6 protein-coding genes and 2 pseudogenes are annotated in these 26,276 nt (G+C 76.9%); all 8 read left to right on the top strand.

From position 1 onward, the window contains the following. Nucleotides 1–60: 60 nt before the first annotated feature. The 8 genes and pseudogenes from OH807_RS36165 (at nt 61) to OH807_RS36130 (ending at nt 26,248) form a co-directional block, all read left to right on the top strand. A complete protein-coding gene (locus OH807_RS36165) occupies nt 61–5,379 on the top strand; it encodes an SDR family NAD(P)-dependent oxidoreductase (protein WP_406208072.1) in 5,319 nt (1,772 codons plus the stop codon). A 76-nt stretch (nt 5,380–5,455) separates the two neighbouring features. Next, nucleotides 5,456–9,025 (top strand): annotated as a pseudogene (locus OH807_RS36160) (type I polyketide synthase); the annotation flags it as partial. Then, nucleotides 9,017–11,953, top strand: a complete 2,937-nt coding sequence (locus OH807_RS36155) for an SDR family NAD(P)-dependent oxidoreductase (protein WP_406211371.1) — start codon at nt 9,017–9,019, stop codon at nt 11,951–11,953. The pseudogene OH807_RS36160 and the gene OH807_RS36155, both read left to right, overlap by 9 nt. Nucleotides 11,954–12,024: 71 nt before the next feature. Next, nucleotides 12,025–17,634, top strand: a complete 5,610-nt coding sequence (locus OH807_RS36150) for an SDR family NAD(P)-dependent oxidoreductase (protein WP_406211370.1) — start codon at nt 12,025–12,027, stop codon at nt 17,632–17,634. A 39-nt stretch (nt 17,635–17,673) separates the two neighbouring features. Beyond that, nucleotides 17,674–23,565 (top strand): annotated as a pseudogene (locus tag OH807_RS36145) (type I polyketide synthase); the annotation flags it as partial. A 45-nt stretch (nt 23,566–23,610) separates the two neighbouring features. After that, nucleotides 23,611–24,774, top strand: coding sequence for an alpha/beta fold hydrolase (locus OH807_RS36140; protein ID WP_406211368.1), 1,164 nt, complete (start codon nt 23,611–23,613; stop codon nt 24,772–24,774). A 174-nt stretch (nt 24,775–24,948) separates the two neighbouring features. Beyond that, nucleotides 24,949–25,638, top strand: coding sequence for a class I SAM-dependent methyltransferase (locus OH807_RS36135; protein ID WP_406208069.1), 690 nt, complete (start codon nt 24,949–24,951; stop codon nt 25,636–25,638). A gap of 97 nt (nt 25,639–25,735) precedes the next feature. Beyond that, nucleotides 25,736–26,248, top strand: coding sequence for an SRPBCC family protein (locus OH807_RS36130; RefSeq protein ID WP_406208067.1), 513 nt, complete (start codon nt 25,736–25,738; stop codon nt 26,246–26,248). The last annotated feature ends 28 nt before the right edge of the window (nt 26,249–26,276 follow it).

The following is a 26,276-nucleotide window of genomic DNA, read 5'->3' as shown; positions in this document are numbered from 1 at the left end:
AGCCGTGGCCCGGCCCTTCGCCGCCCGGATCCTTCGACAAGACGAGAGGCGCACCGCGCAATGACGAGTGACGAGAAGGTCCTCGACACCCTGAAGCGGCTGACCGTCGACCTGCGCAGGACGCGCCGGCGGCTGCAGGAGGCCGAGGACGGGGCCCGCGAGCCGATCGCCGTCGTCGGCATGGCCTGCCGCTACCCGGGCGGGGTCACCTCGCCCGAGGACCTCTGGCGTCTCGTGGCCGAGGAGCGGGACGCCGTCTCGCCGTTCCCGGCCGACCGCGGCTGGGCCGAGGGCCTCCACCACCCCGACCCGGCGCGGCACGGCTCGGTGTACGTCCGCGAGGGCGGGTTCCTGCACGACGCGGCCGACTTCGACCCGGCGTTCTTCGGCATGAGCACCCGCGAGGCGCTGGCCACCGACCCCCAGCAGCGGCTGCTGCTGGAGACGGCCTGGGAGGCCTTCGAGCGGGCCGGCATCGACCCGGTCTCGGTGCGCGGCTCGCGGACCGGCGTGTTCGCCGGGGTGATCTACCAGGACTACGCCTCGCGCCTGCGCCGGGTGCCCGGCGAGTTCGAGGGCTATGTCGGCAACGGCAGCACCGGCAGCGTCGCGTCCGGCCGGGTCGCCTACACCCTGGGCCTGGAGGGCCCCGCCGTCACCCTCGACACGGCGTGCTCCTCCTCGCTGGTCGCGCTGCACCAGGCGGCGCAGGCGCTGCGGACCGGCGAGTGCTCGCTCGCCCTGGCCGGCGGGGTGACGGTGATGGCCTCGCCGATGGCGCTGGTCGAGTTCAGCCGGCAGCGCGGACTGGCCACCGACGCGCGGTGCAAGGCGTTCGCGGCCGGGGCCGACGGGACGGGCCTGGGCGAGGGCGTGGGCCTGCTGCTGCTGGAGCGGCTCTCCGACGCCCGGCGCAACGGGCGCCGGGTGCTCGCGGTGATCCGCGGCAGCGCCGTCAACCAGGACGGCGCCAGCAGCGGCCTGACCGCGCCGAGCGGGCCGGCCCAGCAGCGGGTGATCCGGCAGGCACTGGAGCAGGCCGGGCTGTCGGCGCGCGACGTCGACGCGGTGGAGGCCCACGGCACCGGGACGACGCTCGGCGATCCGATCGAGGCGCAGGCGCTGCTCGCCACCTACGGGCAGGACCGGGCCGACGGGCGGCCGCTGTACCTCGGCTCGGTGAAGTCCAACATCGGGCACGCCCAGGCGGCCGCCGGCGTGGCCGGCGTGATCAAGATGGTGATGGCGATGCGGCACGGCGTGCTGCCGGCCACCCTGCACCTGGACGAGCCCAACCCGCACGTGGACTGGACGGCCGGCGCGGTCGAGCTGCTCGCGGAGCGACGGGCGTGGCCGGCGACCGGGCAGCCGCGCCGGGCCGGCGTGTCGTCGTTCGGCGTGAGCGGGACCAATGCGCACCTCGTCCTGGAGCAGGCGCTCCCCGACGAACCCGAGGCTGCCGAGGGTGCCGAGGGTCCGGGCGCTGCCGGTGCGGTCGGTGCGGTGACCGTGCCGTGGGTCCTCTCCGGCCGGACGGCCGCCGCGCTGCGCGCCCAGGCCGCGCGCCTGCTGGCCCACCTCGACGAGTACCCCGGGCGAACGGCGGCCGAGACCGGCGCGGCCCTGGCCCGCACCCGGACGACGTTCGAGCACCGGGCCGTGCTGCTCGGCACCGACCTCACCGAACTGCGGGCGGGCCTGGCGGCGCTGGCGGCCGGCGAGCCGCGCCCCGGGCTGGTCGAGGGCGTCGCCGGCGGCGACGAGCGGGTGGTCCTCGTGCTGCCGGACGGCCCGGCCGACGGGTTCGACTCCGCCGTACGGCTGCTGAACGCCTCGCCGCTGTTCGCCGAGCGGCTGGCCGCGTGCGACGCGGCGCTGGCCGCGGCCGCCGGCTGGACGGCGTCGGACGTGCTGCGCAGTGCCCCCGGCGCGCCCGACCGGGCCCGGCCCGAGGTCGGCCGGGCCGTGCACTGGGCGGTACTGGTCGCCCTCGCCGGGCTCTGGGAGAGCCACGGTGTGCACCCGGCCGCCCTGGTGGCGGCAGGCACCGGCCCGGTCGACGTCCCGGTCGCGGCGGCGTGTGCCGCGGGCGCGCTGTCCCTCGCGGACGGTGCGCGTGCCGTGCTCGCCGGCGAGCGGCCCGCCCTGGCCGGCGCCCGGATCCCGGTGCTCACCGCCGCGCCCGAGGACGCCGTGCCGGAGCTGCTCGACCGCGGCCACACCAGGTTCGTGGTGCTCGACGCCGGGCTGACGGCGCGGGTCGCGCAGCTCGCCGGCCCCGCCGTCCAGGTGATCGACGGCACGGCCGCCGTCCTCGCCGGCCTGGCCGATCTGCACGTCCACGGCGGGCCGGCCGACTGGTCGGCGGCGTTCCCCACCGCCGGGCTCCGCCCGGTCGACCTGCCGACGTACGCCTTCCAGCGCCGGCGCCACTGGCTGGAGGACGGGCCGGCCGACCCCGACGTGCAGGCCGCCGGGCTCGCCCCGGCGGACCACCCGCTGCTCCGGGCCGTCGTCGACCTGCCGGACGGCGAGGGGCTGCTGTTCACCGGCCGGCTCTCGCCGCGCGAGCTGCCCTGGCTCGCCGACCACACCGTCGGCGGGCGGGTGCTGCTGGCCGGCGCCGCCGTCGTCGAGCTGGTCCGCGGAGCGGGCGCCCGGACGGACTGCCCGCACCTCGCCGAGCTGACCCTGCTCGCCCCGCTGGAGTTGCCCGGGCCCGGCGCCGCCCCGGAGGCCGGCACCCGGATCCGGCTGGCCGTCGGCGCCCCGGACGGCACCGGACGGCGGACGGCGGAGCTGTCCTCGCGCGCGGCCTCCCCCGAGGACGCCCCCTGGACCCGCCACGCCACCGCCGTGCTGGCGCCCGAAGTCCGGGTCGAGGCGTCCGACCTGGTGGCCTGGCCGCCGCCCGGCGCCGAACCGCTCGCCCTCGACGGCTGCTACCACCGGCTCGCCGCCCTCGGCGTCGACTACGGCCCGGCCTTCCGCGGGCTGCGCGCACTCTGGCGGCGCGGTGACGAGGTGTTCGCCGAGGTGGCCCTGCCGGAGGCGGAGCGCACCGAGGCCTCCCGGTACGGCCTCCACCCGGCGCTGCTGGACGCCGCCCTCCAGGCCTACGCGGTCGGCTCGCCGCAGGCGGCGGCGGGGCGGGTGCCGGTGCCGTTCGCGTGGCACGGCGTCGCGGTGCGGGCCGCGGGCCCGGCGGCCCTGCGGGTGCGGCTCGCCCCGGCCGGCCCGGACGCGGTGACCCTGGAGGCCGCCGATGCGGCCGGCGTCCCGGTGGCGTCGGTCGCGAGCCTGCGCTCCCGGCCGCTGCCCGCGGACGCGGCCGGCCCCACCCCGCTCCGGCGGGTCCACTGGGCACCCGTTCCGGTGGCGGCGGACGTCGCCGCGGTGCGGGCGGCCGTGGTCGGCCCCGGCGCCATGAGCGGCCTCACCCACCCGCACCACTCCGATCTCGCGGCCCTGGCCGCTCTCGCCGCCGGGACGGCGGTGCCGGACGTGGTGCTCGCGCCCCTGCCGCCGGTCGGCGACGACGGGCCGGCCGGCGTCCACACCGCCGCCGCCGACGCCCTGCGGCTCGTCCAAGGCTGGCTGGCCGAACCCCGTTTCAGCTCCGCCCGACTGGTCGTCGTGACGCGCGGCGCCCACGTCACCGGCCCGGACGACCCGGCCCCCGACCTCGCGGCGGCCGCCGTCCGCGGGCTGCTCCGCTCGGCACACTCCGAGCACCCGAGGCGCTTCGGCCTGCTCGACCTGGGCGCCACGCCGCCGTCCGAAGCCGCGCTGGCCGGGGCCCTCGCCCGGCTGGCCTCGGACGAGCCGGAACTGGCCCTGCGCCGGGACGTGTTGCTCGCACCGAGGTTGACGCAGGCCGAACGCGTCGCCGGCGACGAGAGCGACGGCGCCATCGACAGCGCCATCGACGACGCCCCGTCCTTCGACCCGCACGGCACCGTCCTGGTCACGGGTGGCACGGGCACGCTCGGCCGCCTGCTCGCCCGCCACCTGGTCGAGCGCGGCGCCCGGCACCTGCTGCTGACCGGCCGCCGGGGCGACCAAGCCCCGGGCACGGCCGAGCTCGTGGCGGAGCTCACCGCCTGCGGCGCGGAGGTCACCGTCGCCGCCTGCGACGCCGCCGACCGGGAGGCCCTGGCCGGCCTGCTGGGCGCACTGCCCGCGGCCCACCCGCTGACGGCGGTCGTCCACGCGGCCGGCGTGGTCGACGACGGCCTGCTGACCTCGCTCACCCCCGAGCGGCTCGCCGCCGTGCTGCGGCCGAAGGTGGACGCCGCCTGGCATCTCCACGAGCTGACCCGCGACGCCGGGCTCGACTCCTTCGTGCTGTTCTCCTCCGCCTCGGGCACCTTCGGCACCGCCGGACAGGCCAACTACGCGGCCGCCAACGCCTTCCTCGACGCACTGGCGCAGCGGCGGCACAGCGAGGGCCTGCCCGCACTCTCACTGGCCTGGGGGCTCTGGGCCGAGCGGAGTGGTCTGACCGACCGTCTGGACGGCGTGGCAGCAGCCAGGTTGGGCCGGGAGGGCGTGCGCGCGCTTTCCACGGCGGAGGCACTTGATCTCTTCGATGCCGCCCGTATGATGATCACTGAGTCGGTGCTCGTCCCGGTTCGGCTGGATCCCGCGGCGCTGCGGGAGCGCGCCGAACAGGGCCAGGTACCGGCGCTGCTCAGGGAGTTGGCCGCCGCACCGGATCCCGCGGCGGCACCGGCCACCGCTCCGGCCACCGCTCCGGCCACCGCTCCGGCCACCGCGAGGGGCGAGGGCCCGGCCGCGGACCGGGAGTCGGAGCACGCCTCGGGCCACGGGTCGGACGAGGTGAGCGGCTTCGCACAGCGACTGCGGGCGCTGCCGGAGCCGGCCCGCCGGCGGGCGCTGCTCGACCTCGTCCGCACCCACGCGGCCGTCGTCCTGGCCGAGTCCGCGCCCGAGGACATCGACCCGGACCAGGGCTTCGTCGACCTGGGCTTCGACTCGCTCGCCAACCTCGAACTCCAGGAACGGCTGCAGGACGCCACCGGCCTCCCGCTGCCCAGCACCCTGATCTTCGACCACCCCACCGCCACGGCGCTGGCCGACCACCTCTGTGCCGAGTTCGGCACCGGGGGCCCCACCACGGCGATGGGCCCGGCGCTCGCGGAACTCGACCGGCTGGAGGCGTTCCTGACGCCCTTCGCGGACGACGACCTGGCCCGGACGGCGATCACCCACCGGCTGCAGGACCTCCTGTCCCGCTGGGGCGACGACGGCCGGGGCAGCAGCACCGACCGGACCGACCCCGCCGACCCCACCGACCTCGCCTCGGCGAGCGACGACGAACTCTTCGACGTGCTCAACCAGCTCCGCGCCCGCTGAGGGCCCGGCAGAACCAACCAGGCAGAACCAGGCAGAACCAGGTCGACACCCGAACCGGCTATAGGAGCAGGCTCAAGTGGCACATGAAGACAAGCTTCGCGAGCACCTCCGGTGGGCTGCCGCCGAGCTCGGCGAGGCACGCCGCCGGGTGGCCGAGCTGGAGGCGGCCGACCAGGACCCGATCGCCATCGTCGGCATGAGCTGCCGCTACCCCGGCGGGGTGCGGACGCCGGACGAGCTCTGGGAGCTGGTCTTGGCCGGCCGCGACGCCGTCGGCCCGCCGCCCGCCGAACGCGGCTGGCGGACGGAGGACTTCTACGACCCCGACGGCCTGCGCCCCGGCACCTCCTACGTCTGCGAGGGCGGCTTCCTCGACGGCGCGGCCGACTTCGACCCGGCGTTCTTCGACATCAGCCCGCGCGAGGCGCCCGCGATGGACCCGCAGCAGCGGCTGCTGCTGGAGACGGCGTGGGAGGCCTTCGAGCGGGCCGGAATCCCCCCGGCCGCCGTGCGCGGCACCCGGGTCGGCGTCTTCACCGGCCTGATGTACCACGACTACGGCACCCGGCTGGCCTCGGTGGACGAGTCCGTCGCCGGCTTCCTGGGCAGCGGGACGGCGGGCAGCGTGGCGTCCGGCCGGATCGCCTACGTGCTCGGCCTGGAGGGGCCCGCCGTCACGGTGGACACGGCGTGTTCGTCCTCGCTGGTCGCCCTGCACCTCGCCGCCCAGGCCGTCCGCCGCGGCGACTGCGCGATGGCACTGGCCGGCGGCGTCACCGTGATGGCCACCCCCGACACCTTCGTCGAGTTCAGCCGCCAGGGCGGGCTGGCCCCGGACGGGCGCTGCAAGTCCTTCGCGACCGCGGCCGACGGCACCGCCTGGGGCGAGGGTGCGGGCATGCTCCTGGTCGAGCGGCTCTCCGACGCCGAGCGCCTGGGCCACCGGGTGCTCGCCGTCCTGCGCGGGTCCTCGGTCAACCAGGACGGCGCGAGCAGCAGCCTCTCGGCCCCGAACGGCCCCTCCCAGCAGCGGGTGATCCGGCAGGCCCTCGCCGAGGCGCGGCTCTCGCCGGACCTCGTCGACGCGGTGGAGGCGCACGGGACGGGCACCCGGCTCGGCGACCCGATCGAGGCGCAGGCCCTGCTCGCCACCTACGGGCAGGCCCGCCCGGCCGAACGGCCGCTGCTGTTGGGCTCGTTGAAGTCCAACATCGGCCACACCCAGGCCGCCGCCGGGGTCGGCGGGGTGATCAAGATGGTGATGGCCATGCGGCACGGCGTGCTGCCCGCCACCCTGCACGTCGACGAACCGACCACCCACGTGGACTGGACGGCCGGCGCAGTCGAACTCCTCACCGAGGCACGGGAATGGCCCGCCACCGGGCGGCCCCGGCGGGCCGCCGTCTCCTCGTTCGGGGTCAGCGGGACGAACGCACACGTCGTCCTGGAGCAGGCCCCGGCCGTCGAGGCGGCGACCGGCACGGTCAACTCACCGTCCTCCGTGGTGCCGTGGGCGATCTCCGCGCGGACGGCGGAGGCGCTGCGGGCCCAGGCCGCACAGCTGCGCGCGGCCGTCGACGCGCACCCCGAGTGGGACACGACCGATGTGGCAAGGGCACTGGCCGACGAACGGTCGGTCTTCGAACAGCGCGCCGTCGTCGTCGGCGACAGCCGCACCGAGCTGCTCAGCGGCCTCACCGCACTCGCCGAGGGCACCGTCGCACCTCATGTGGTCCACGGCACCGCCACTGCCCGCCGCACGGCCTTCGTCTTCCCCGGCCAGGGCTCCCAGTGGATCGGTATGGGCGCCGAACTCCTCGACACCTCAACGGTGTTCCGCACCCACATCGAAGCCTGCGCCGACGCCCTCGCCCCGCACACCGGCTGGTCCCTCACCGACGTCCTGCGCGGAAACGACGACCTCACCCGCGTCGACGTCGTCCAACCCGCCCTGTTCGCCGTCATGGTGTCGCTCGCCCGCGTCTGGCAGTCCCTGGGCGTCGAACCCGACGCCGTCCTCGGCCACTCCCAGGGCGAAATAGCCGCCGCCCACATCGCCGGAGCCCTCACCCTCGAAGACGCCGCCAGAATCGTCGCCCTCCGCAGCAAAGCCATCCTCACCCTCAGCGGACACGGCACCATGGCCAGCATCCCCCTCCCCGCCACCCAGGTCGAGAGCCTGCTGACCCCGCACGCCGACCAGGTCAGCATCGCCGCCGTCAACGGTCCCTCACACACCGTCATCGCCGGCACCGTCACCGCCGTCCACGCCATCGTCGAGCAGGCGCAAGCCCAGGGCGTCCGCGCCCGCACCATCCCCGTCGACTACGCCTCCCACTCCCCCCAGGTCGAGACCCTCCGCGAGCAACTCCTCAGCGACCTCGCCGACATCAAGCCGGCCGCCGCCACCATCCCCTTCCTGTCCGCCGTCACCGCCGAAATCACCGACACCACCACGCTCGACGCGGAGTACTGGTACACCAACCTCCGCAACCCCGTCCTCTTCGAACAGGCCGTCCGCAAGCTCGCCGACACCGGCCACAGCACCTTCGTCGAAACCAGCCCCCACCCCGTCCTCACCACCGCCATCGAGGACACCCTCGACGGCACATCGGTCGTCACCACCGGCACCCTGCGCCGCGACGACGGCGGCCCCGCCAGACTCCTCACCTCCCTCGCCCACGCCCACACCACCGGCACCACCGTCGACTGGACCCTCCTCCTCCCCACCAGTGGGCCCACCCATCTCGACCTCCCCACCTACCCCTTCCAGCGCGAACGCTTCTGGCTCGACGCCACCGCCGCCACCGGGGACGTCCGCTCCACCGGCCTCACCGCCGCGGACCACCCCCTGCTCAGCGCCGTCCTCCCGCTCGCCGACAGCGACGAACTCGTCCTCACCGGCCGGATCGGCCTCGCCGACCACCCCTGGCTCGCCGACCACGCCGTCTGGGACACCCCCCTCCTCCCCGGCACCGCCCTCGTCGAACTCGCCCTCCACGCCGGCGACCACACCGGGTGCGATGTCCTCGACGAACTCACCCTCCAGGCCCCGCTGCTGCTCCCGGAGGACGACGCCGTCCGCGTCCAGGTCCGCGTCGGCGCGCCGGAGGACGACGGGCGGCGGACCTTCTCGATCCACTCCCGGCCCGAGCGGCAGGACGCCCCGTGGACCCGCCACGCGACCGGCGTCCTCGCCACCGGCGCCGAGCGGCCCGCCCCGGACCTCGCCCCCTGGCCGCCGGCCGGGGCCGTCCCGGTGGACGTCGAGGGCCTCTACCCGCGCCTGGCCGAGGACGGACTCGGCTACGGCCCGGCGTTCCAGGGCCTGCGGGCGCTCTGGCGGCACGGTGAGGAGCTGCTCGCCGAGGTGCGGCTGCCGCAGGGGCAGCACGACGCCGCCGCCCGGTTCGGCCTGCACCCGGCGCTGCTGGACGCGGCCCTGCACGCGGCCCCCGCCGCCTCGCCGGGCGAGGTGCGGCTGCCGTTCTCGTGGAGCGGCGTCACGCTCCACGCCACCGGCGCGACCGAGCTGCGCGTCCGCCTGACGCCCACCGGCGCCGACGGGCTCGCGCTCGCGGTGGCCGACGCGGCCGGCGCCCCCGTCGCCCGGGTGGCCTCGCTCGCGAGCCGCCCGGTGGACCGGGAGCAGCTGCGGGCGGCCCGCGACGGCGGCGCGGACCCGCTGCTGAGCGTCGAGTGGACGGAGCTGCCGGCCGCCGCCGGGGCGCCGGCCGGCCGCCGGGTGCTGCTCGGCGCCGACCCCCTCGGCCTCACCGACACGCTCCGGCTCGGCGGGTACGCGGATCCGGCCGCCCTCGCCGAGGACGTCGCGGCCGGCGCGACCGTGCCCGAGGCCGTCGTGCTCACCTGTGCCGGCCCCGCGTCGCCCGACACGCCGGCCGCCGTCCTGGCCGCCGCCGAGCAGGTGCTCGCGGTCGTCCGGGAGTGGCTCGCCGACGACCGCTTCGCGGCCTCGCGCCTCGTCCTGGTCACCCGCGGCGCGGTGCCCGCCGCCCCCGGCGAGGACGTGCACGACCTCGTCCACGCCCCGCTCTGGGGTCTGCTGCGCTCCGCCCAGACCGAGCACCCGGGCCGCTTCGTCCTGCTCGACCTGGACGCCCGCACCCCCGCGCCGCGGGACGTGCTCGCCCGGGCGCTGGACCGGGCCGCCGGCGGCGACGAGCCGCAGCTCGCCGTGCGCGAGGGCGGTCTGCTGGCGCCCCGGCTCGTCCGGGCGGCCGGCGGCCGGCTGCTGGAGCCCCCGGCGGACACCCCGCACTGGCGTCTGGACACCACCGCCAAGGGCACGCTGGAGAACCTCGCCCTGCTCCCCCACTCCGCGGCCGCGGCCCCGCTCGGCCCCGGCCAGGTCCGGATGGCCGTGCGCGCCGCCGGGGTGAACTTCCGCGACGTCCTGCTCGGGCTGGGCATGGTCGACCAGGACGTGATGGGCGGCGAGGCGGCCGGTGTGGTGCTGGAGACCGCGCCCGACGTCACCGGCTTCGCGCCGGGGGACCGCGTGATGGGCATGGTGCCCGGCTCGTTCGGGCCGGTCGCCGTGGTCGACCACCGGCTGCTCGTCCCGCTACCGGCGGGGTGGACGTTCACCGAGGGCGCCTCGGTGCCGATCGCCTTCCTCACCGCCTACTACGGCCTGGTGGACCTCGCCCGGCTCGCCCCCGGCGAGTCGGTGCTGATCCACTCGGCGACCGGCGGCGTGGGCACGGCCGCGATCCAGCTGGCCCGGCACCTGGGCGCCGAGGTGTTCACCACGGCGAGCCCGGCCAAGTGGGACGCGCTGCGCGCGCTGGGCGTCCCGGAGGACCGGATCGCCTCCTCCCGCAGCCTCGACTTCGAGCAGCACGTCCGGGCGGCCACCGGCGGCCGGGGGGTGGACGTCGTCCTGAACTCCCTCGCCAACGAGTTCGTCGACGCCTCGCTGCGGCTGCTCGCGGACGGCGGCCGGTTCGCGGAGATGGGCAAGACCGACATCCGCGACGCGGCCGAGGTCACCGCCGCCCACCCCGGCACCTCCTACCTCTGGTTCGACCTGATCGAGGCCGGCTACGACCGGATCGGCCGGATGACGGCCGAGCTGATGCCGCTCTTCGCGAGCGGCGCGCTCCGGCCGATCCCGGCCCGGACCTGGGACGTGCGGCGGGCCACCGACGCGTTCCGCTTCATGAGCCAGGCCCGGCACGTCGGCAAGGTGGTGCTCACCATGCCCTCGGGGCCGGACCCCGAGGGCACCGTGCTGGTCACCGGCGGCACCGGCGTGCTGGGTGCCATGGTGGCCCGGCACCTGGTCACCGAGCACGGCGCGAAGCACCTGCTGCTGCTCGGCCGGCGCGGCCCCGAGGCACCCGGCGCCGCCGAACTCACCGCCGAACTCACCGCCCTGGGCGCCCGGGTGACGGTCACCGCCTGCGACACCGCCGACCGCGAGAGCCTCGCCGGGGCCCTCGCCGGAATCCCCGCCGCGCACCCGCTCACCGCCGTCGTGCACGCCGCCGGCGTCCTCGACGACGCCGTGATCGCCTCGCTCACCCCGGCGCAGCTGGCCGCCGTCCTGCGCCCGAAGGTGGACGCCGCCTGGCACCTGCACGAGCTGACCCGCGAGGCGGACCTCGGTGCCTTCGTCCTGTTCTCCTCCTCGGCCGCCGTGCTGGGCGGCCCGGGCCAGGGCAACTACGCCGCGGCCAACACCTTCCTCGACGCACTCGCCCAGCACCGCCGCGCGGCGGGCCTGCCCGGCCAGTCGATCGCCTGGGGCCTGTGGGAGCGGGCCAGCGGCATGACCGGCCACCTGGCGGCCACCGACCTGACCAGGCTGCGCCGCTCCGGGGTGAGCCCCCTCGCGGACGCCGAGGGCCTGGCGATGTTCAGCGCGGCCCTGCACGCCGACCAGGCGCTCCTGGTGGCGATGAAGCTCGACGTCACGGCCGCCCGCGCGGCCTTCCGGAACGGCTCGGTGCCGCCGCTGCTGCGCCGGCTGGTCGGTGCGCCGGGCCGGCCGGCGGTGTCGGCCGCCCCGGCCGGCGGGGACTCCGCGCCGGCCCGCCGGCTGGCCGCCCTGCCCGCGGCCGAACGCGCCCGCGCGCTGCTGGAGCTGGTGCGCGCCAACGCGGCCGTCGTGCTCGGCCACGCCACCGACGAGGCGATCCGGCCGGACCGGGCGTTCAAGCAGCTCGGCTTCGACTCGCTGACCGCCGTCGAGCTGCGCAACCGGCTCAACGCCGCGACCGGGCTCAAGCTGCCGGCCACGCTGGTCTTCGACCATCCGACGCCGGACGCACTGGCCGGCTGGCTGCACACCGAGCTGGCCCCGGCCGAGCCGGCCGGCCGGACGGTCTCCGACGACGAGGTGAGCCGGCTCCTGGCCGGCGTCGCACCGGAGCGGCTGCGCGCCGCCGGACTGCTCGACGCGCTGCTGGCACTGGCCGGCACCGCCCCCGGGGAGCCACCGGCCGGCGGCCCCGCCCACGAGCTGGACGAGGTCGACGCCACGGACATCGACGCCATGGACGCCGACGACCTGATCGGCCTCGCCTTCGGCACCACTGACCTCTGATCGCGATCGGACTGCGGAGAACAACGATGGCTGCATCACAGGCTGCGACACAGGCCGCGTCACCGGACAAGGTGCTGGAGGCGCTCCGGCTCTCGCTGAAGGAGACCAAGCGGCTCCAGCAGCAGAACCGCCGGCTGACCGAGGCACGGCAGGAGCCGATCGCGATCGTCGGCATGGCCTGCCGGTTCCCCGGCGACGTCCGCAGCCCCGAGGACCTGTGGCGGCTGGTCGCCGAGGGGCGCGACGCCCGCTCCGACTTCCCCGCCGAACGCGGCTGGGACACCGAGGAGTTGTACGACCCGGACCCGGACCGGCCGGGCCGCAGCTACGTCCGCCAGGGCTGCTTCGTGCAGGACGCGGACCGCTTCGACGCCGCGTTCTTCGGGATCAGCCCGCGCGAGGCCCTCGCCATGGACCCGCAGCAGCGGCTGCTGCTGGAGACGTCCTGGGAGGCCTTCGAACGCGCCGGCATCGACCCGACCTCGGTGCGCGGCAGCAGCACCGGCGTGTTCGTCGGCGCCTCGCCGCTCGGCTACGCCGCCGACCCGCGCAGCGCCGAGGGATCCGAGGGCTACCTGCTGACCGGCACCACCGTCAGCGTGGCGTCCGGCCGGCTGTCCTACACCTTCGGGCTGGAGGGCCCGGCCGTCACGGTGGACACCGCCTGCTCCTCCTCGCTGGTGGCCCTGCACCTGGCGGGCCGGGCGCTGCGCGACGGCGAGTGCTCGATGGCGCTGGTCGGCGGCGCGGCGGTGATGGCGGCGCCGCACATGTTCATCGAGTTCAGCCGCCAGCGGGGCCTGGCGCCGGACGGGCGGTGCAAGGCCTTCGCGGGCGCCGCGGACGGCACCGCCTGGGGCGAGGGCGTCGGCGTGCTGCTGGTCGAGAAGCTCTCCGACGCCCGGCGCCTCGGGCACCCGGTGCTGGCCGTGGTCCGCGGCTCGGCCGTCAACCAGGACGGCGCCTCCAACGGCCTGACCGCACCGAGCGGTCCCGCCCAGCAGCGGGTGATCCGGGCGGCGCTCGCCGACGCCCGGCTCTCGCCGGCGGAGGTCGACGCCGTCGAGGCGCACGGCACCGGCACCCGGCTCGGCGACCCGATCGAGGCACAGGCCCTGCTCGCCACCTACGGCCGCGAGCGGGACGCCGAACAACCGCTCTGGCTCGGCTCGGTGAAGTCCAACCTCGGCCACACGCAGCTCGCCGCGGGGGTCGCCGGCGTCATCAAGACCGTCCTGGCGATGCGGCACGGGGTGCTGCCGGCGACCCTGCACGTCGACGAGCCGACGCCGCAGGTCGACTGGTCGCGGGGCGCCGTCGAGCTGCTCACCGAGCAGCGGGCGTGGCCCGCGACCGGCCGGCCCCGGCGGGCCGCCGTCTCCTCGTTCGGGATCAGCGGCACCAACGCCCACGTGATCCTGGAGCAGTACGTCGAGGAGACGCCCGCCGAAACGCCTGCCGAAGCAGCCGCCGACGCGCCCTCGGAGGCACCGCACGAGGCGCCCGCCGGCACCCCGTGGCTGCTCTCCGCCCGCGACCCGGAGGCGCTGCGCGCCCAGGCCGGGCGGCTCGCCGACGCCGTCGCCGACGCCCCCGGCTGGGAGCCCGCCGACGTCGCCTGGACCCTCGCCACCGCCCGGGCCGGCCTCGACCACCGCGCGGTGGTGCTCGGCACCGACCGCACCGCCCTGCTCGCCGGCCTGGACGCGCTGCGCCGCGCCGACGACGCACCGCAGCTCGTCCGGGGCCCGGCCGGCGCCCGCACCGGCAAGCTGGCCTTCCTGTTCACCGGCCAGGGCGCGCAGCGGGCCGGCGCCGGCCGTGAACTGCACCGCCGCTTCCCGGTGTTCGCCGCCGAGCTGGACCGCGTCTGCGCCCTGCTGACGGAGCGCGGCGGGCTGCCGGTCCGGGCGGCCCTGCTCGCCGCCGAGGGATCACCGGAGGCCGCCCTGCTGGACGGGACGGCCTTCGCCCAGACCGCCCTGTTCGCGCTGGAGGTGGCGCTCTTCCGGCTGACCGAATCCTGGGGCCTGCGGCCGGACTTCCTGCTCGGACACTCGATCGGCGAGCTGGCCGCCGCCCACGTGGCCGGAGTGTTCTCGCTGGAGGACGCCGTCACCGTGGTCGCCGCCCGCGGCCGGCTGATGCAGCAGCTCCCGGCCGGCGGTGCGATGACGGCGGTCGAGGCGACCGAGGAGGAGGTCACCGCCCTGCTCGCGGGCCGCGAGCACGCGGTCGGCATCGCCGCCGTCAACGGGCCCCGGTCCGTGGTGCTCTCCGGCGACGAGGACGCGGTGGCGGAGCTCGCCGGGCGGCTGGGCGCCGAGGGCCGCCGGACGAAGCGGCTCACCGTCAGCCACGCCTTCCACTCCCCGCACATGGCGGGGATGCTCGACCGGTTCCGCGAGGTACTCGCCGGCGTGACACTGCACGAGCCCGTGATCCCGGTCGTCTCCGACCTCACCGGCCGGCCGGCCGCCGCCGGGGAGCTCGTGACGCCCGAGTACTGGGTGCGGCACGTGCGCGAGGCCGTGCGCTTCCACGACGGCGTCCAGCACCTGCTCGGGCAGGGCGTGACGGCCTTCCTGGAGCTCGGGCCGGACGGCGTGCTCTCCGCCATGACCCAGCAGAGCGCGGGCGACCGCGCCGCGGGCATCGCGGCGGCCCCGCTGCTGCGCCGGGGCCGCCCGGAGCCGGACACCGTGCTCGCCGCCGTCGCCGCCGCGCACGTGCGCGGCGTCCCGGTCGACTGGCCGGCCTGCCTCACCGCCCTCGCCGGGCCGGCCCGGCAGCGGGTGGACCTGCCCACGTACGCCTTCCGGGGCGAGCGGTACTGGCTGGACGCCGCCGCGCCGGGCGGCACGCCCGCCAGGGTGACCGGCCTGGGCCTGGACCCGGCCGGGCACCCGCTGCTCGGCGCCGCCGTCACCCCCGCCGAGGGCGGCGGGCCGATCCTCACCGGGCGGCTCTCGACCCGCTCGCACCGCTGGCTCGCCGACCACGTCGTGCTGGGCTCCGTGGTGGTGCCCGGCACCGCCTACCTGGAGCTGGCGCTGCACGCGGCGCGGCTGACGGGCTGCACGGTGGTCGAGGAACTGGACCAGGAGGCGCCGCTGATCCTCCCCGAGGACGGCGCGGTGCAGGTGCAACTGGTGGTCGGCGAGGCCGACGCGACGGGCCGGCGCCCGTTCGGCGTCCACGCGCGGCCGGACGGCGAGGAGGCCTGGACGCGGCACGCCGGCGGCACGCTGGCCACCTCCACCGGGAGCGGCACGGACGGCGCGGACGCCTGGGAGCCCACCGGGGTGTGGCCGCCGGAGGGCGCCGAGCCGGTGGACCTCGACGGCTTCTACCCGGCCGTCGCCCGCGACGGCTTCGCCTACGGCCCGTCGTTCCGCGGCCTGCGGGCGATGTGGCGGGCCGGCACCGAGGTGTACGGCGAGGTCGCCCTGCCGGATCCGGAGCGGGCGCAGGCCGGCGGGTACGGCGTGCACCCGGCGCTGCTGGACGCCGCGCTCCATGCGGGCCTGGCCGGGAACACCGGGGGTGACGTCCTGCTGCCGTTCGCCTGGAACGGCGTGCGGCTGCACCGCCCCGGCGCGGCCGTCCTGCGACTGCGGCTGGCCCCGGCCGGACCGGACGCGATGTCCCTCCAGGTGGCCGACGCGAGCGGCGCGCCGGTCGCCTCGGTCGCCGCGCTGCGGGCCCGGGCGGTCTCGGTCGAGCAGCTGCGCGCGGCCGCCGGGGCCGGGCTCGCCGACGCCCTGTTCCGCGTCGAGTGGTCGCCCGCCCCGGCCGCCGAGCCGGCCGAGGCCACCGGACCGGCCGGCGGACGGTGGGCCGTCCTCGGCGACGGCGCCGGGCACCCCGGCGTCGACGCCCACCCCGACCTCGCGGCGCTCGCCGAGGCCGTCACCGCCGGCCTGCCGGTGCCGGACGCGGTCTTCCTGACCCTCCCGGACCCCACGGGCGGCCTCCCCGCAGCGGTCCGCACGGCCGTGCGGGCGGCGTCGTCCGCCCTGACGGCCTGGGCCGCGGACGACCGCTTCGCCGGCTCCCGGCTCGTCCTGGTGACCCGCGGCGCGGTCGCCGCCGGGCGGGACGAGGACGTGCCGCAGCTCGCCCACGCACCGCTCTGGGGCCTCGCCCGGGCCGCCCAGGCCGAGCACCCGGACCGCTTCGTCCTGCTCGACCTCGACGGCGGCACCGGCACCGACGCGGCCTTCGCCCGGGCAGCCGCGGGCGGCGAGCCGCAGCTCGCCCTGCGCGCGGGCACCGTGCTGGCCCCCCGGCTCACCCGGGCCCGCAGCGCGGCACCCGCACCGGCCGCCACCCCGGACCTCGCCGGTACGGACGGCGCCGGCACCGTGCTGGTCACCGGCGGCACCGGTGCGCTCGGCGCACTCGTCGCCCGGCACCTCGTCACCGCGTACGGCGTGCGGCACCTGCTGCTGCTCGGCCGGCGCGGCCCCGACGCCCCGGGAGCCGCCGAACTCACCGCCGAACTCACCGCCCTGGGCGCCCGGGTGACGGTCACCGCCTGCGACACCGCCGACCGCGAGAGCCTCGCCGGGGCCCTCGCCGGAATCCCCGCCGCGCACCCGCTCACCGCCGTCGTGCACACCGCCGGCGTGGTGGCCGACGGCGCGCTGGCCGCCCTCACCGAGGAGCGGTTCGACGCCGCGCTCCGCCCCAAGGCGGACGCCGCCTGGCACCTGCACGAGCTCACCCGCGACGCCGGGCTCGCCGCCTTCGTGCTGTTCTCCTCCGCGACGGCCACCCTCGGCGGCGCCGGCCAGGGCGGCTACACCGCCGCCAACGCCTTCCTCGACGCACTCGCCCAGCACCGCGCCGCCCAGGGCCTGCCCGCCCGCTCCCTCGCCTGGGGCCTGTGGGAGCAGCAGGCCGGCATGGCGGGCGCGCTCGACGAGGCGACGCTCGGCCGGATGCGGCGCTCGGGCGTCCGGGCACTCACCCCGCAGGACGGCCTCGCCCTGTTCGACGCGGCGATCGCCGGCGCCGACCCGACGGTGCTGCCGGTCCGGCTGGACGCCGCCGCACTGCGCCGGGCCGGCGACGACCTCCCGCCGCTGCTGCGCGGCCTGGCCGGCCCCGCCGCCGGGCCCGCCCGCCGGGCGGACGCCGGGGCGGCGGAGGGCCTGAAGCGGCGGCTGGCCGGGCTCACCGGGGCCGAGCGCGAGCGCGCCCTGCTCGACCTGGTGCGCGCTCAGGTGGCGGTCGTCCTCGGTCACGCGGACGCGGCCTCGGTGGGCGCCGACCGGGCGTTCGGGGACCTCGGCTTCGACTCGCTGACCGCCGTCGAGCTGCGCAACCGCCTGACCGGCGCCACCGGCCTGCGGCTGCCGGCGACGCTGGTGTTCGACTACCCGACGGCGGCGGAGCTGGCCCGCCACCTCGACGCGGAGCTCCCGCGCGAGGGGGCGCCGTCGGCCGCGCCGGTGCTCGCGGAGCTGGACCGCCTCGACGCCGTCCTCGGCGGGATCACCGCCGACCACCCGGAGCATGCCCGGATCGCCGGCCGGCTGCGCGCCCTGGCCGCCCGGTGGAGCGACCAGCACACCCCGGCACCGGGCGAATCACCCGCAGCCGAGCTGGAGTTGGACTCGGCCGACGACGACGAGGTCTTCGACTTCATCACCAACGAGCTCGGCATCTCCTGACCCGCCCGCCGGCGACCGCGCCGGCCGTCCGCCCCGTACCTGTCCGATCCGAAGGGTTGCGCCACTGTGGCCAGCGAGACCGAGGACAAGCTCCGCTACTTCCTCAAGCGGGTGACCGCCGATTTGCAGGAGACCCGCCGGCGGCTCCAGGAGATGGAGTCCGTCACGGGCGAGCCGATCGCGGTCGTCGGCATGGCCTGCCGCTTCCCCGGCGGCGCCGACTCGGCGGAGCGGCTCTGGCAGCTGGTCGCGGACGGCCGGGACGCCGTCACACCGTTCCCCGCCGACCGCGGCTGGGACGTCGAGGCGCTGTACGACCCGGACCCGGACCGCACCGGCCACACCTACGCCCGCGAGGGCGGCTTCGTCGAGGGCGCGGACCGGTTCGACGCCGGCTTCTTCGGCATCGGGCCGCGCGAGGCGCTGGCGATGGACCCGCAGCAGCGGCTGCTGCTGGAGACGTCCTGGGAGGCCTTCGAGCGGGCCGGCATCGACCCGGCCGCGCTGCGCGGCAGCAGTACCGGCGTCTTCATGGGCGCCGGGCAGGTCGACTACGCGGCGCTCGCCCAGCGGGCCACCGACAGCCTGGAGGGGTACCTGCTCTCCGGCGGCGCGGCGAGCGTCATCTCGGGCCGGCTCTCCTACGTGTTCGGGCTGGAGGGCCCGGCGATCACCGTCGACACGGCGTGCTCCTCCTCCCTGGTCGCGCTGCACCTGGCCTGCCAGTCGCTGCGCCGCGGCGAGTGCACGACGGCGCTCGCCGGCGGGGCGGCCGTGATGGCCTCGCCGGGCATGTTCGTCGAGTTCAGCCGCCAGCGCGGCCTGGCGCCGGACGGGCGGTGCAAGGCCTTCGGCGCCGGCGCGGACGGCACCGGCTGGGGCGAGGGCGCCGGCGTGCTGCTGCTGGAGCGGCTCTCCGACGCGCGGCGCCAGGGCCACCGGGTGCTGGCCGTCGTGCGCGGCTCGGCCGTCAACCAGGACGGCGCCTCCAACGGCCTGACGGCTCCCAACGGGCCGTCCCAGCAGCGCGTCATCCGCACGGCGCTCGACAACGCCCGGCTCACGGCCTCGGACATCGACGCGGTGGAGGCGCACGGGACGGGCACCACCCTGGGCGACCCGATCGAGGCGCAGGCCCTGCTCGCCACCTACGGGCAGGAGCGGGGCACCGAACAGCCGCTCTGGCTCGGGTCGGTGAAGTCCAACATCGGTCACACCCAGGCCGCGGCGGGCGTGGCCGGGGTGATCAAGATGGTGATGGCCATGCAGCAGGGCGTGCTGCCGCGCACCCTGCACGTCGCCGAGCCGACGCCGCACGTGGACTGGACGGCCGGCGCCGTCGAGCTGCTCACCGAGAACCGGGCCTGGCCGGCCGGTGACCGCGCCCGCCGGGCCGGGGTCTCGGCGTTCGGAGCGAGCGGGACGAACGCGCACGTCATCCTGGAGGAGGCGCCCGCGGTCGAGCCGGCGGCCGAGGCTGCCTCCGCCGACTCGCCTTCGCCCGTGGTGCCGTGGGTGCTCTCCGGCCGCGACGAGCCCGCGCTGCGCGCCCGGGCGGGGCAGCTCGCCGCGTACCTCCGGGACCACTCCGAGGCCGACCTGCGGGCCGTCGGGCAGACCCTGCTCACCGGCCGCGCCGCGCTCGACCACCGCGCCGTCGCCCTCGGGCGGACCTCCGAGGAACTCCTCACCGCACTCACCGCCCTCGCCGAGGAGGGCATCGCCGCCGGCAGCACCGAGCAGGCCGGCCGGACCGTCTTCGTCTTCCCCGGCCAGGGCTCCCAGTGGATCGGCATGGGCGCCGAACTCCTCGACACCTCCACCGTGTTCGCCGAATCCGTCGCCCAGTGCGAAGCAGCCCTCGCCCCGCACACCGACTGGTCCCTCACCGACGTCCTGCGCGGCGGCAACGACCTCACCCGCGTCGACATCGTCCAACCCGCCCTCTTCGCCGTCATGGTCTCCCTCGCCCGCCTCTGGGAGAGCCTCGGCGTCCGGGCGGACGCCGTTCTCGGCCACTCCCAGGGCGAAATAGCCGCCGCCCACATCGCCGGCGCCCTCACCCTCGACGACGCCGCCCGCATCGTCGCCCTGCGCAGCAAGGCCATCACCACGCTGGCCGGCAGCGGCACCATGGCCAGCATCGCCCTGCCCGCGTCCCAGGTGGAACCGCTCCTCGCCCCGCACGCCGACGAGGTCAGCATCGCCGCCGTCAACGGCCCCTCCCACACCGTCATCGCCGGCACCGTCACCGCCGTCCACGCCGTCGTCGAGCAGGCCAAGATCGACGGTGCCCGGGCGCGCACCATCCCCGTCGACTACGCCTCCCACTCCCCCCAGGTCGAGAGCCTGCGCGCCCAACTCCTCAGCGACCTCGCCGACATCAAGCCGGCCGCCGCCACCATCCCGTTCCTCTCCGCCGTCACCGCCGAGCTCACCGACACCACCACCCTCGACGCCGCCTACTGGTACACCAACCTCCGCAGCCCCGTCCTCTTCCAACAGGCCGTCCGCGCCCTCGCCGACACCGGCCACACCGTCTTCGTCGAAGCCAGCGCCCACCCCGTGCTGACCCCGGCGATCGAGGACACCCTCGACACCACCGACCACCCGGCGGTCGTCACCGGCACCCTGCGCCGCGACGAAGGCGGCTGGACCAGGCTGCTCACCTCCGCCGCCCACCTGCACGCCCACGGCACCCCCGTCGACTGGGCCCCGCTCGTCCACCCCGGCCACCACCCCGACCTCCCCACCTACCCCTTCCGGCAACGCCGTTACTGGGTGGAGACCACCGGCCCGGCCACCGGCACCGGCGCGGGTACCGGCGCCCCGGCCGCCCGGCCGGACGACAGCGCCGCGACCTCCGCGGGGACGGAGCTGCGCCGGCGGCTGGACGGGCTCCCCGGGCCCGACCGCGAGCAGCTGCTGCTCGATCTGGTGCGGTCCCACGCGACCGCCGTCCTCGGCCTCGACGATCCGATCGCACCCGGGCGCTCCTTCCACGAGCTGGGCTTCGTCTCGCTCACCGCCGTCGAGCTGCGCAACCGGCTGAACGCCGCCACCGGCCTCCGGCTCCCGGCCGCCGTCGCCTTCGACCACCCGACGCCCGAGGCGCTGGGCCGCCTCCTGCACGGCCGGCTGCTCGGCACCGGCGCCGAGCCCGCCGACACGGCACCCGTGCCCGCGGCCGGGACCGGCGGCGACGAGCCGATCGCCATCGTCGCCATGGCGTGCCGGTACCCGGGCGAGGTGCGCAGCCCCGAACAGCTCTGGGGGCTGGTCGCGGACGGCCGGGACGCGATCACCTCGTTCCCCGCCAACCGGGGCTGGGACCTCGACAACCTCTACGACCCCGACCCGGACCGCCCCGGCCGCAGCTACACCCGCGAGGGCGGGTTCCTGCACGACGCGGACGGCTTCGACGCCGCGTTCTTCGGGATCGGCCCGCGCGAGGCCCTCGCCATGGACCCGCAGCAGCGACTGCTGCTGGAGACCTCCTGGGAGGCCTTCGAACGGGCCGGGATCACCCCGGACAGCCTGCGCGGCAGCCGCACCGGCGTGTTCGCGGGCAGCAGCGGCCAGGACTACCACCTGCTGGCGCAGGGCTCGTCCGACGAGGGCTACCTGATGACCGGCAACGCGGCCAGCGTCATCTCCGGGCGGCTCGCCTACACCTACGGGCTGGAGGGCCCGGCCGTCACGGTGGACACCGCCTGCTCCTCCTCGCTGGTCGCCCTCCACCTGGCGTGCCAGTCGCTGCGGTCGGGCGAGAGCACGCTCGCGCTCGCGGGCGCCGTCACCGTGCTCTCCACGCCGCAGGCGTTCATCGGCTTCAGCCGCCAGCGCGGGCTGGCGCCGGACGGGCGCTGCAAGCCGTTCGCCGCCGCCGCCGACGGCACCGCCTGGGGCGAGGGCGCGGGCGTGCTGGTGCTGGAGCGGCTCTCCGACGCCCGCCGCAACGGGCACCCGGTGCTCGCCGTGGTCCGCGGCTCGGCCACCAACCAGGACGGCGCCTCCAACGGCCTGTCCGCACCGAACGGACCCTCCCAGCAGCGGGTCATCCGGCAGGCGCTGGCCAACGCGCGGCTGACTCCGGGCGACGTGGACGCCGTCGAGGCGCACGGCACCGGCACGCCGCTCGGGGACCCGATCGAGGCCGAGGCGCTGCTCGCCACCTACGGGCAGGGCAGGGCGGCCGAACGGCCGCTCTGGCTGGGCTCGGTGAAGTCGAACATCGGCCACACCGCGGCCGCCGCGGGCATGGCGGGCGTGATCAAGATGGTGCAGGCGATGGAGCACGGCGTCCTGCCGCCGACGCTGCACACCGACGCCCCCACCCCGCACGTGGACTGGAGCTCGGGCGCGATCGCCCTGCTCACCGAGCCGGTGGCCTGGCCGGAGCACGGCCGGCCCCGCCGCGCCGGCGTCTCCGCCTTCGGCATCAGCGGCACCAACGCCCACGTCGTCCTGGAACAGGCCCCGGTGGAGCAGGAGACTGCGTCCGCCGTCCTCCCGGACACCACCGACCCCGACCCGGCCACCCCCGACCCGGCCGACGGCGACCCGGCCGAGCCACGGCCGCTCGTCGCCTGGCCGGTCTCGGCCCGCGGGGAGGCCGCCCTGCGCGGCCAGGCGGAGCGCCTGCGCACCCACCTCGACGACCTGCCCGGCCTCGCCCCCGCCACCGTCGGACGCTCCCTGGCGCTCACCCGCGCCGCCCTCCCGCACCGGGCCGTGCTGCTCGGCCGGGACCTCGGCGAGCTGGGCGCCGGCCTGACGGCGCTGGCCGCGGGAACGGCCGCGCCGGGCCTCGTCCGGGGCACGGCGGCAGCCGGCCGGCTCGGCTTCCTCTTCCCCGGCCAGGGCAGCCAGCTGCCCGGCATGGGCCGCGGCCTGTACGCGGCGCACCCGGTCTTCGCCCGGGCCCTGGACGAGCTGTGCGCCCTGCTGGACGAGGAGCTCGCCGAGCCCGGGCGCCCCGCGCTGCGCGACGTCCTGTTCGCCCCGGAGGGCAGCCCCGAGGCCGCCCTGCTCGACGAGACGGTGTTCACCCAGGCCGGGCTCTTCGCGGTCGGCCTGGCGGCGTTCCGCCTGCTCGGCTCCTGGGGCGTGACGCCCGACCACGTCGGCGGCCACTCGGTCGGCGAGCTGGCGGCGGCCTGCGCGGCCGGCGTGCTGACGGTGCAGGACGCCTGCCGGCTGGTCGCGGCCCGCGGCCGGCTGATGCAGGCCACGCCCGCCGGCGCGATGGTCGCCGTGGAGGCCACCGAGGACGAGGTGCTGCCGCTACTGGCGGGCCGGGAGGACGAACTCGGCCTCGCCGCCGTCAACGGGCCGCGCGCCGTCGTGCTGTCCGGGTCGGCGGGCGCGGTCGACGAGGTGGCGGCCGTGCTCGCCGCCCGCGGGTGCCGGACGAAGCGGCTGCGGGTCACCCGGGCGTTCCACTCGCCGCTGATGGACGGGGTGCTGGAGCGCTTCCACGAGGTGGCGGCCGGGCTGGCGTACGGGCCGCCGCGGATCCGGCTGCTGTCGAACCTGACCGGCGAGCAGGCCACCGCCGAGCAGGTCGGTGCGCCGGAGTACTGGGTGCGCCACATCCGGGGGACGGTGCGGTTCCACGACGGCGTGCGCCGGATGGCGGCCGACGGCGTCACCACCTTCCTGGAGGTCGGCCCCGGCGGCGTCCTCTCCGCGCTCGTCCGGCAGGCGACCGCCGACCGGACGCCGGCCCCGGCGGCGGTGCCGCTGCTGCGGCGCGGCCGGCCGGAGCCGGAGAGCGCGCTGACGGCGCTCGCCCACGCGCACGTCCGCGGGGTGCCCGTGGACTGGGACGCCGTCCTCGCCGCTCCCGCGGCGGGCACCGTCGCCCTGCCGACCTACGCGTTCCAGCACCGGCGCTTCTGGCCGGACGCCGCCGCCCCGGCCGCCGCGCCGGAGCAGCCCACCGCCGTACCGGACCAGCCCGGCACCGCGCCAGTGGCCGCCCGGCCGGCCGCCGAGGACGCCCCCGCCCGGCTGCGCGAGCGGCTCGCCGCCCTCGGCCCGGCCGAACGTGACGCCGCCCTGCACGCGTTGGTGGCCGGCCAGGTCGCCGCCGCGCTCGGGCACGGCTCCGCCGACGAGCTGGAGGCCGGGCTGAGCCTGCCGGAGCTGGGCTTCGACTCGCTGGCCGCGACCGAGCTGAGCGCCGCCCTGCTGGCCGCCACCGGCCTCACCCTGCCCGCCACGGCGGTGTTCGAGCACCCCACGCTCGATGCCCTCACCGCCCGGCTGCGGGCCGAGCTGGAGGCCGCCCCCGGCTCGCCGGACGCACCCGCCGACGGCCTGCTGGCCTCGCTGGCGCCGCGCGCCGCGGAGCTCGGCCGGTTCGCCGAGTTCGGTGAACTCCTCGCGGCCGCCTCCCGGTTCAGGGAGACCTTCGACGCCCCGCCGGCCCCGGCCGTCCGCCCGGCGCCCGTCCGTCTGGCCCAGGGCCCGGCCGCCCCGCGATTCTTCTGCTTCCCCTCCTTCGCCACGAAGTCCGGCGCCCACCAGTACGCCCGGCTCGCCGCCGCCGCCCGCGGCCGCCACGAGCTGTGGGCCCTGCCGGCCCCCGGATTCGGCGCGGGCGAGCCGCTGCCCGCCGACCTCGACGCGCTGGTGCGCCTGCACGCCGAGGACGTCGAACGGCTCGCCGCCGGGGAGCCGTTCGCGCTCCTGGGCCACTCCGCCGGCGGCTGGATCGCGCACGCGGTGGCGGCGCACCTGGAGAAGCTCGGCAACCCCCCGGCGGCCCTCGTCCTGCTGGACAGCTACCGGCCCGGCAGCGCGACCCTCCCGCGCATCCAGGCGGAGATCGCCCGGCAGCTGACGGACGGCCGCCTCGCGCCGGACCAGCTGCTCGACGACACCTCGCTCACCGCGACGGGCGGCTACGGCCGGCTCTTCGAGGCCTGGGAGCCGCAGCCGCTCGCCACCCCGACCCTCCAGCTCCGCGCGGCCCGGCCGCTGCCCGGCTTCCCGGCCGCCGGCTGGCAGGCCGACTGGCCGGTCCCGCACACGGAGGCGGAAGTGGCGGGCGACCACTTCACCATGACCGGCGAGCACGGGCCCGCCACCCTGCGGGCCGTCCTCGACCACCTCGCCGGGGCCTCCGGCTGACCGGCCCGGCCGGCCCGCCCGCGCCGTCCTCCCGGTCCAGCACCGCACCGCACACAGCACCACACAGCACAGCACCACATCGCACCGCACCGCACCGCACCGCACCGCACCGCACCGCACCGCACCGCACCGCACCGCACCGAGTATCCGTTCCCGACCGAGGGTGAGCAGACCATGAGCAGCGACCACAACCCCCAGCCCGGCTCCCTGGACCAGGCCGTCCTGGACGGCCAGGCCCCCTACCACCGCCGCGCGCTGCACTTCTACGACCTGCTGGTGTTCCGTGGCAGCGCCCCGCTGTTCTGGCGCTGCTCGCCGAAGAACTTCCTCCAGATGTACAACACCTGCGTCGGCGCGAAGCACCTGGAGATCGGCGTCGGCACCGGCTACCTGCTCTCGCACACCCGGTTCCCGGTCTCGAACCCGCACATCACGCTGGCCGACCTCAACCCCGCCACGCTCGACTTCACCGCGGAGCGGCTCGCCACCTTCGCCACCACCACCAAGGTGGTCGCCAACGCCCTGGAGCCGCTGCCGGTGGCCGAGGAGAGCCAGGACTCCGCCGCCCTCAGCTTCCTGCTGCACTGCATCCCCGGGAGCCTGCGCGACAAGGGCGTGGCCATCCGGCACGCGGCCGCGGCCGTGAAGCCCGGCGGCACGGTGTTCGGCAGCACGGTGCTCTCCTCCGGCGTCCCGGTCACCGGCGCCGGCCGCTGGCTGATGAACAACCTCAACGCGAAGGGCGTCTTCCACAACGACCAGGACGACCTGGAGGACCTGCGCGACCAGCTCAAGCAGAACTTCGAGGACTTCGACCTGGTCGTCCGCGGCTCCGTCGGCCTGTTCCGCGGCCGCAAGGCCTGACCCTCCCGCACTTCCCCGCACTCCCCTGAAATCCCCTGAACTCCCCTGAACTCCCCCGCTCCCCTGCCCCGCACCGTTCCGGAAAGGACCCGACGCCATGGCCGCACGCTGGTACCCGATCGAGGAGGCCGACGACTCGCTCTTCGCCAAGGCCCCGCTCTACCACGCCCGTTCGGTGGAGGTGCCGTTCTCCGCGGAGGAGACGTGGGCGGCCCTGACCGGCGACGGCGTGTCCAGCTGGACGAAGGGCATGCGCCGGCTCACCTGGACGTCGCCGCGGCCGTTCGGCGTCGGCACCACCCGGGAGATCGAGATGGAGAGCGACCTCGTCCTCCGCGAGCGCTTCTACCGCTGGGAGGAGGGCACCCGGAAGACCTTCACCGCGACCGGGGCGACCCGCCCGATCTTCCGCCACCTGGTGGAGGACTACGTGGTCGAGCCGACCGGGACCGGCGCCCGGTTCAGCTGGCGCTGGGCGGCCGAGCTGAACCGCCCGTGGTCGTTCCTCCAGGGCCCGCTGGACCGCTTCTTCTTCGAGCCCACCGGCCGCTCGCACATCGACGGCCTGCCCGCCTACATGGCCGGGCTGCCCCGGCCCGTCCGCGACTGAGCCCCTCCCTCTCCCCCTCCCCCTGCTT

Origin of the sequence: Kitasatospora sp. NBC_01560 (genome assembly GCF_045208415.1) — a bacterium.
In the GTDB taxonomy this organism is placed as follows: Bacteria; Actinomycetota; Actinomycetes; order Streptomycetales; family Streptomycetaceae; genus Kitasatospora.
Note: the sequence above shows the minus strand (reverse complement) of the source record. Positions and strands in the feature narration are given on the sequence as shown.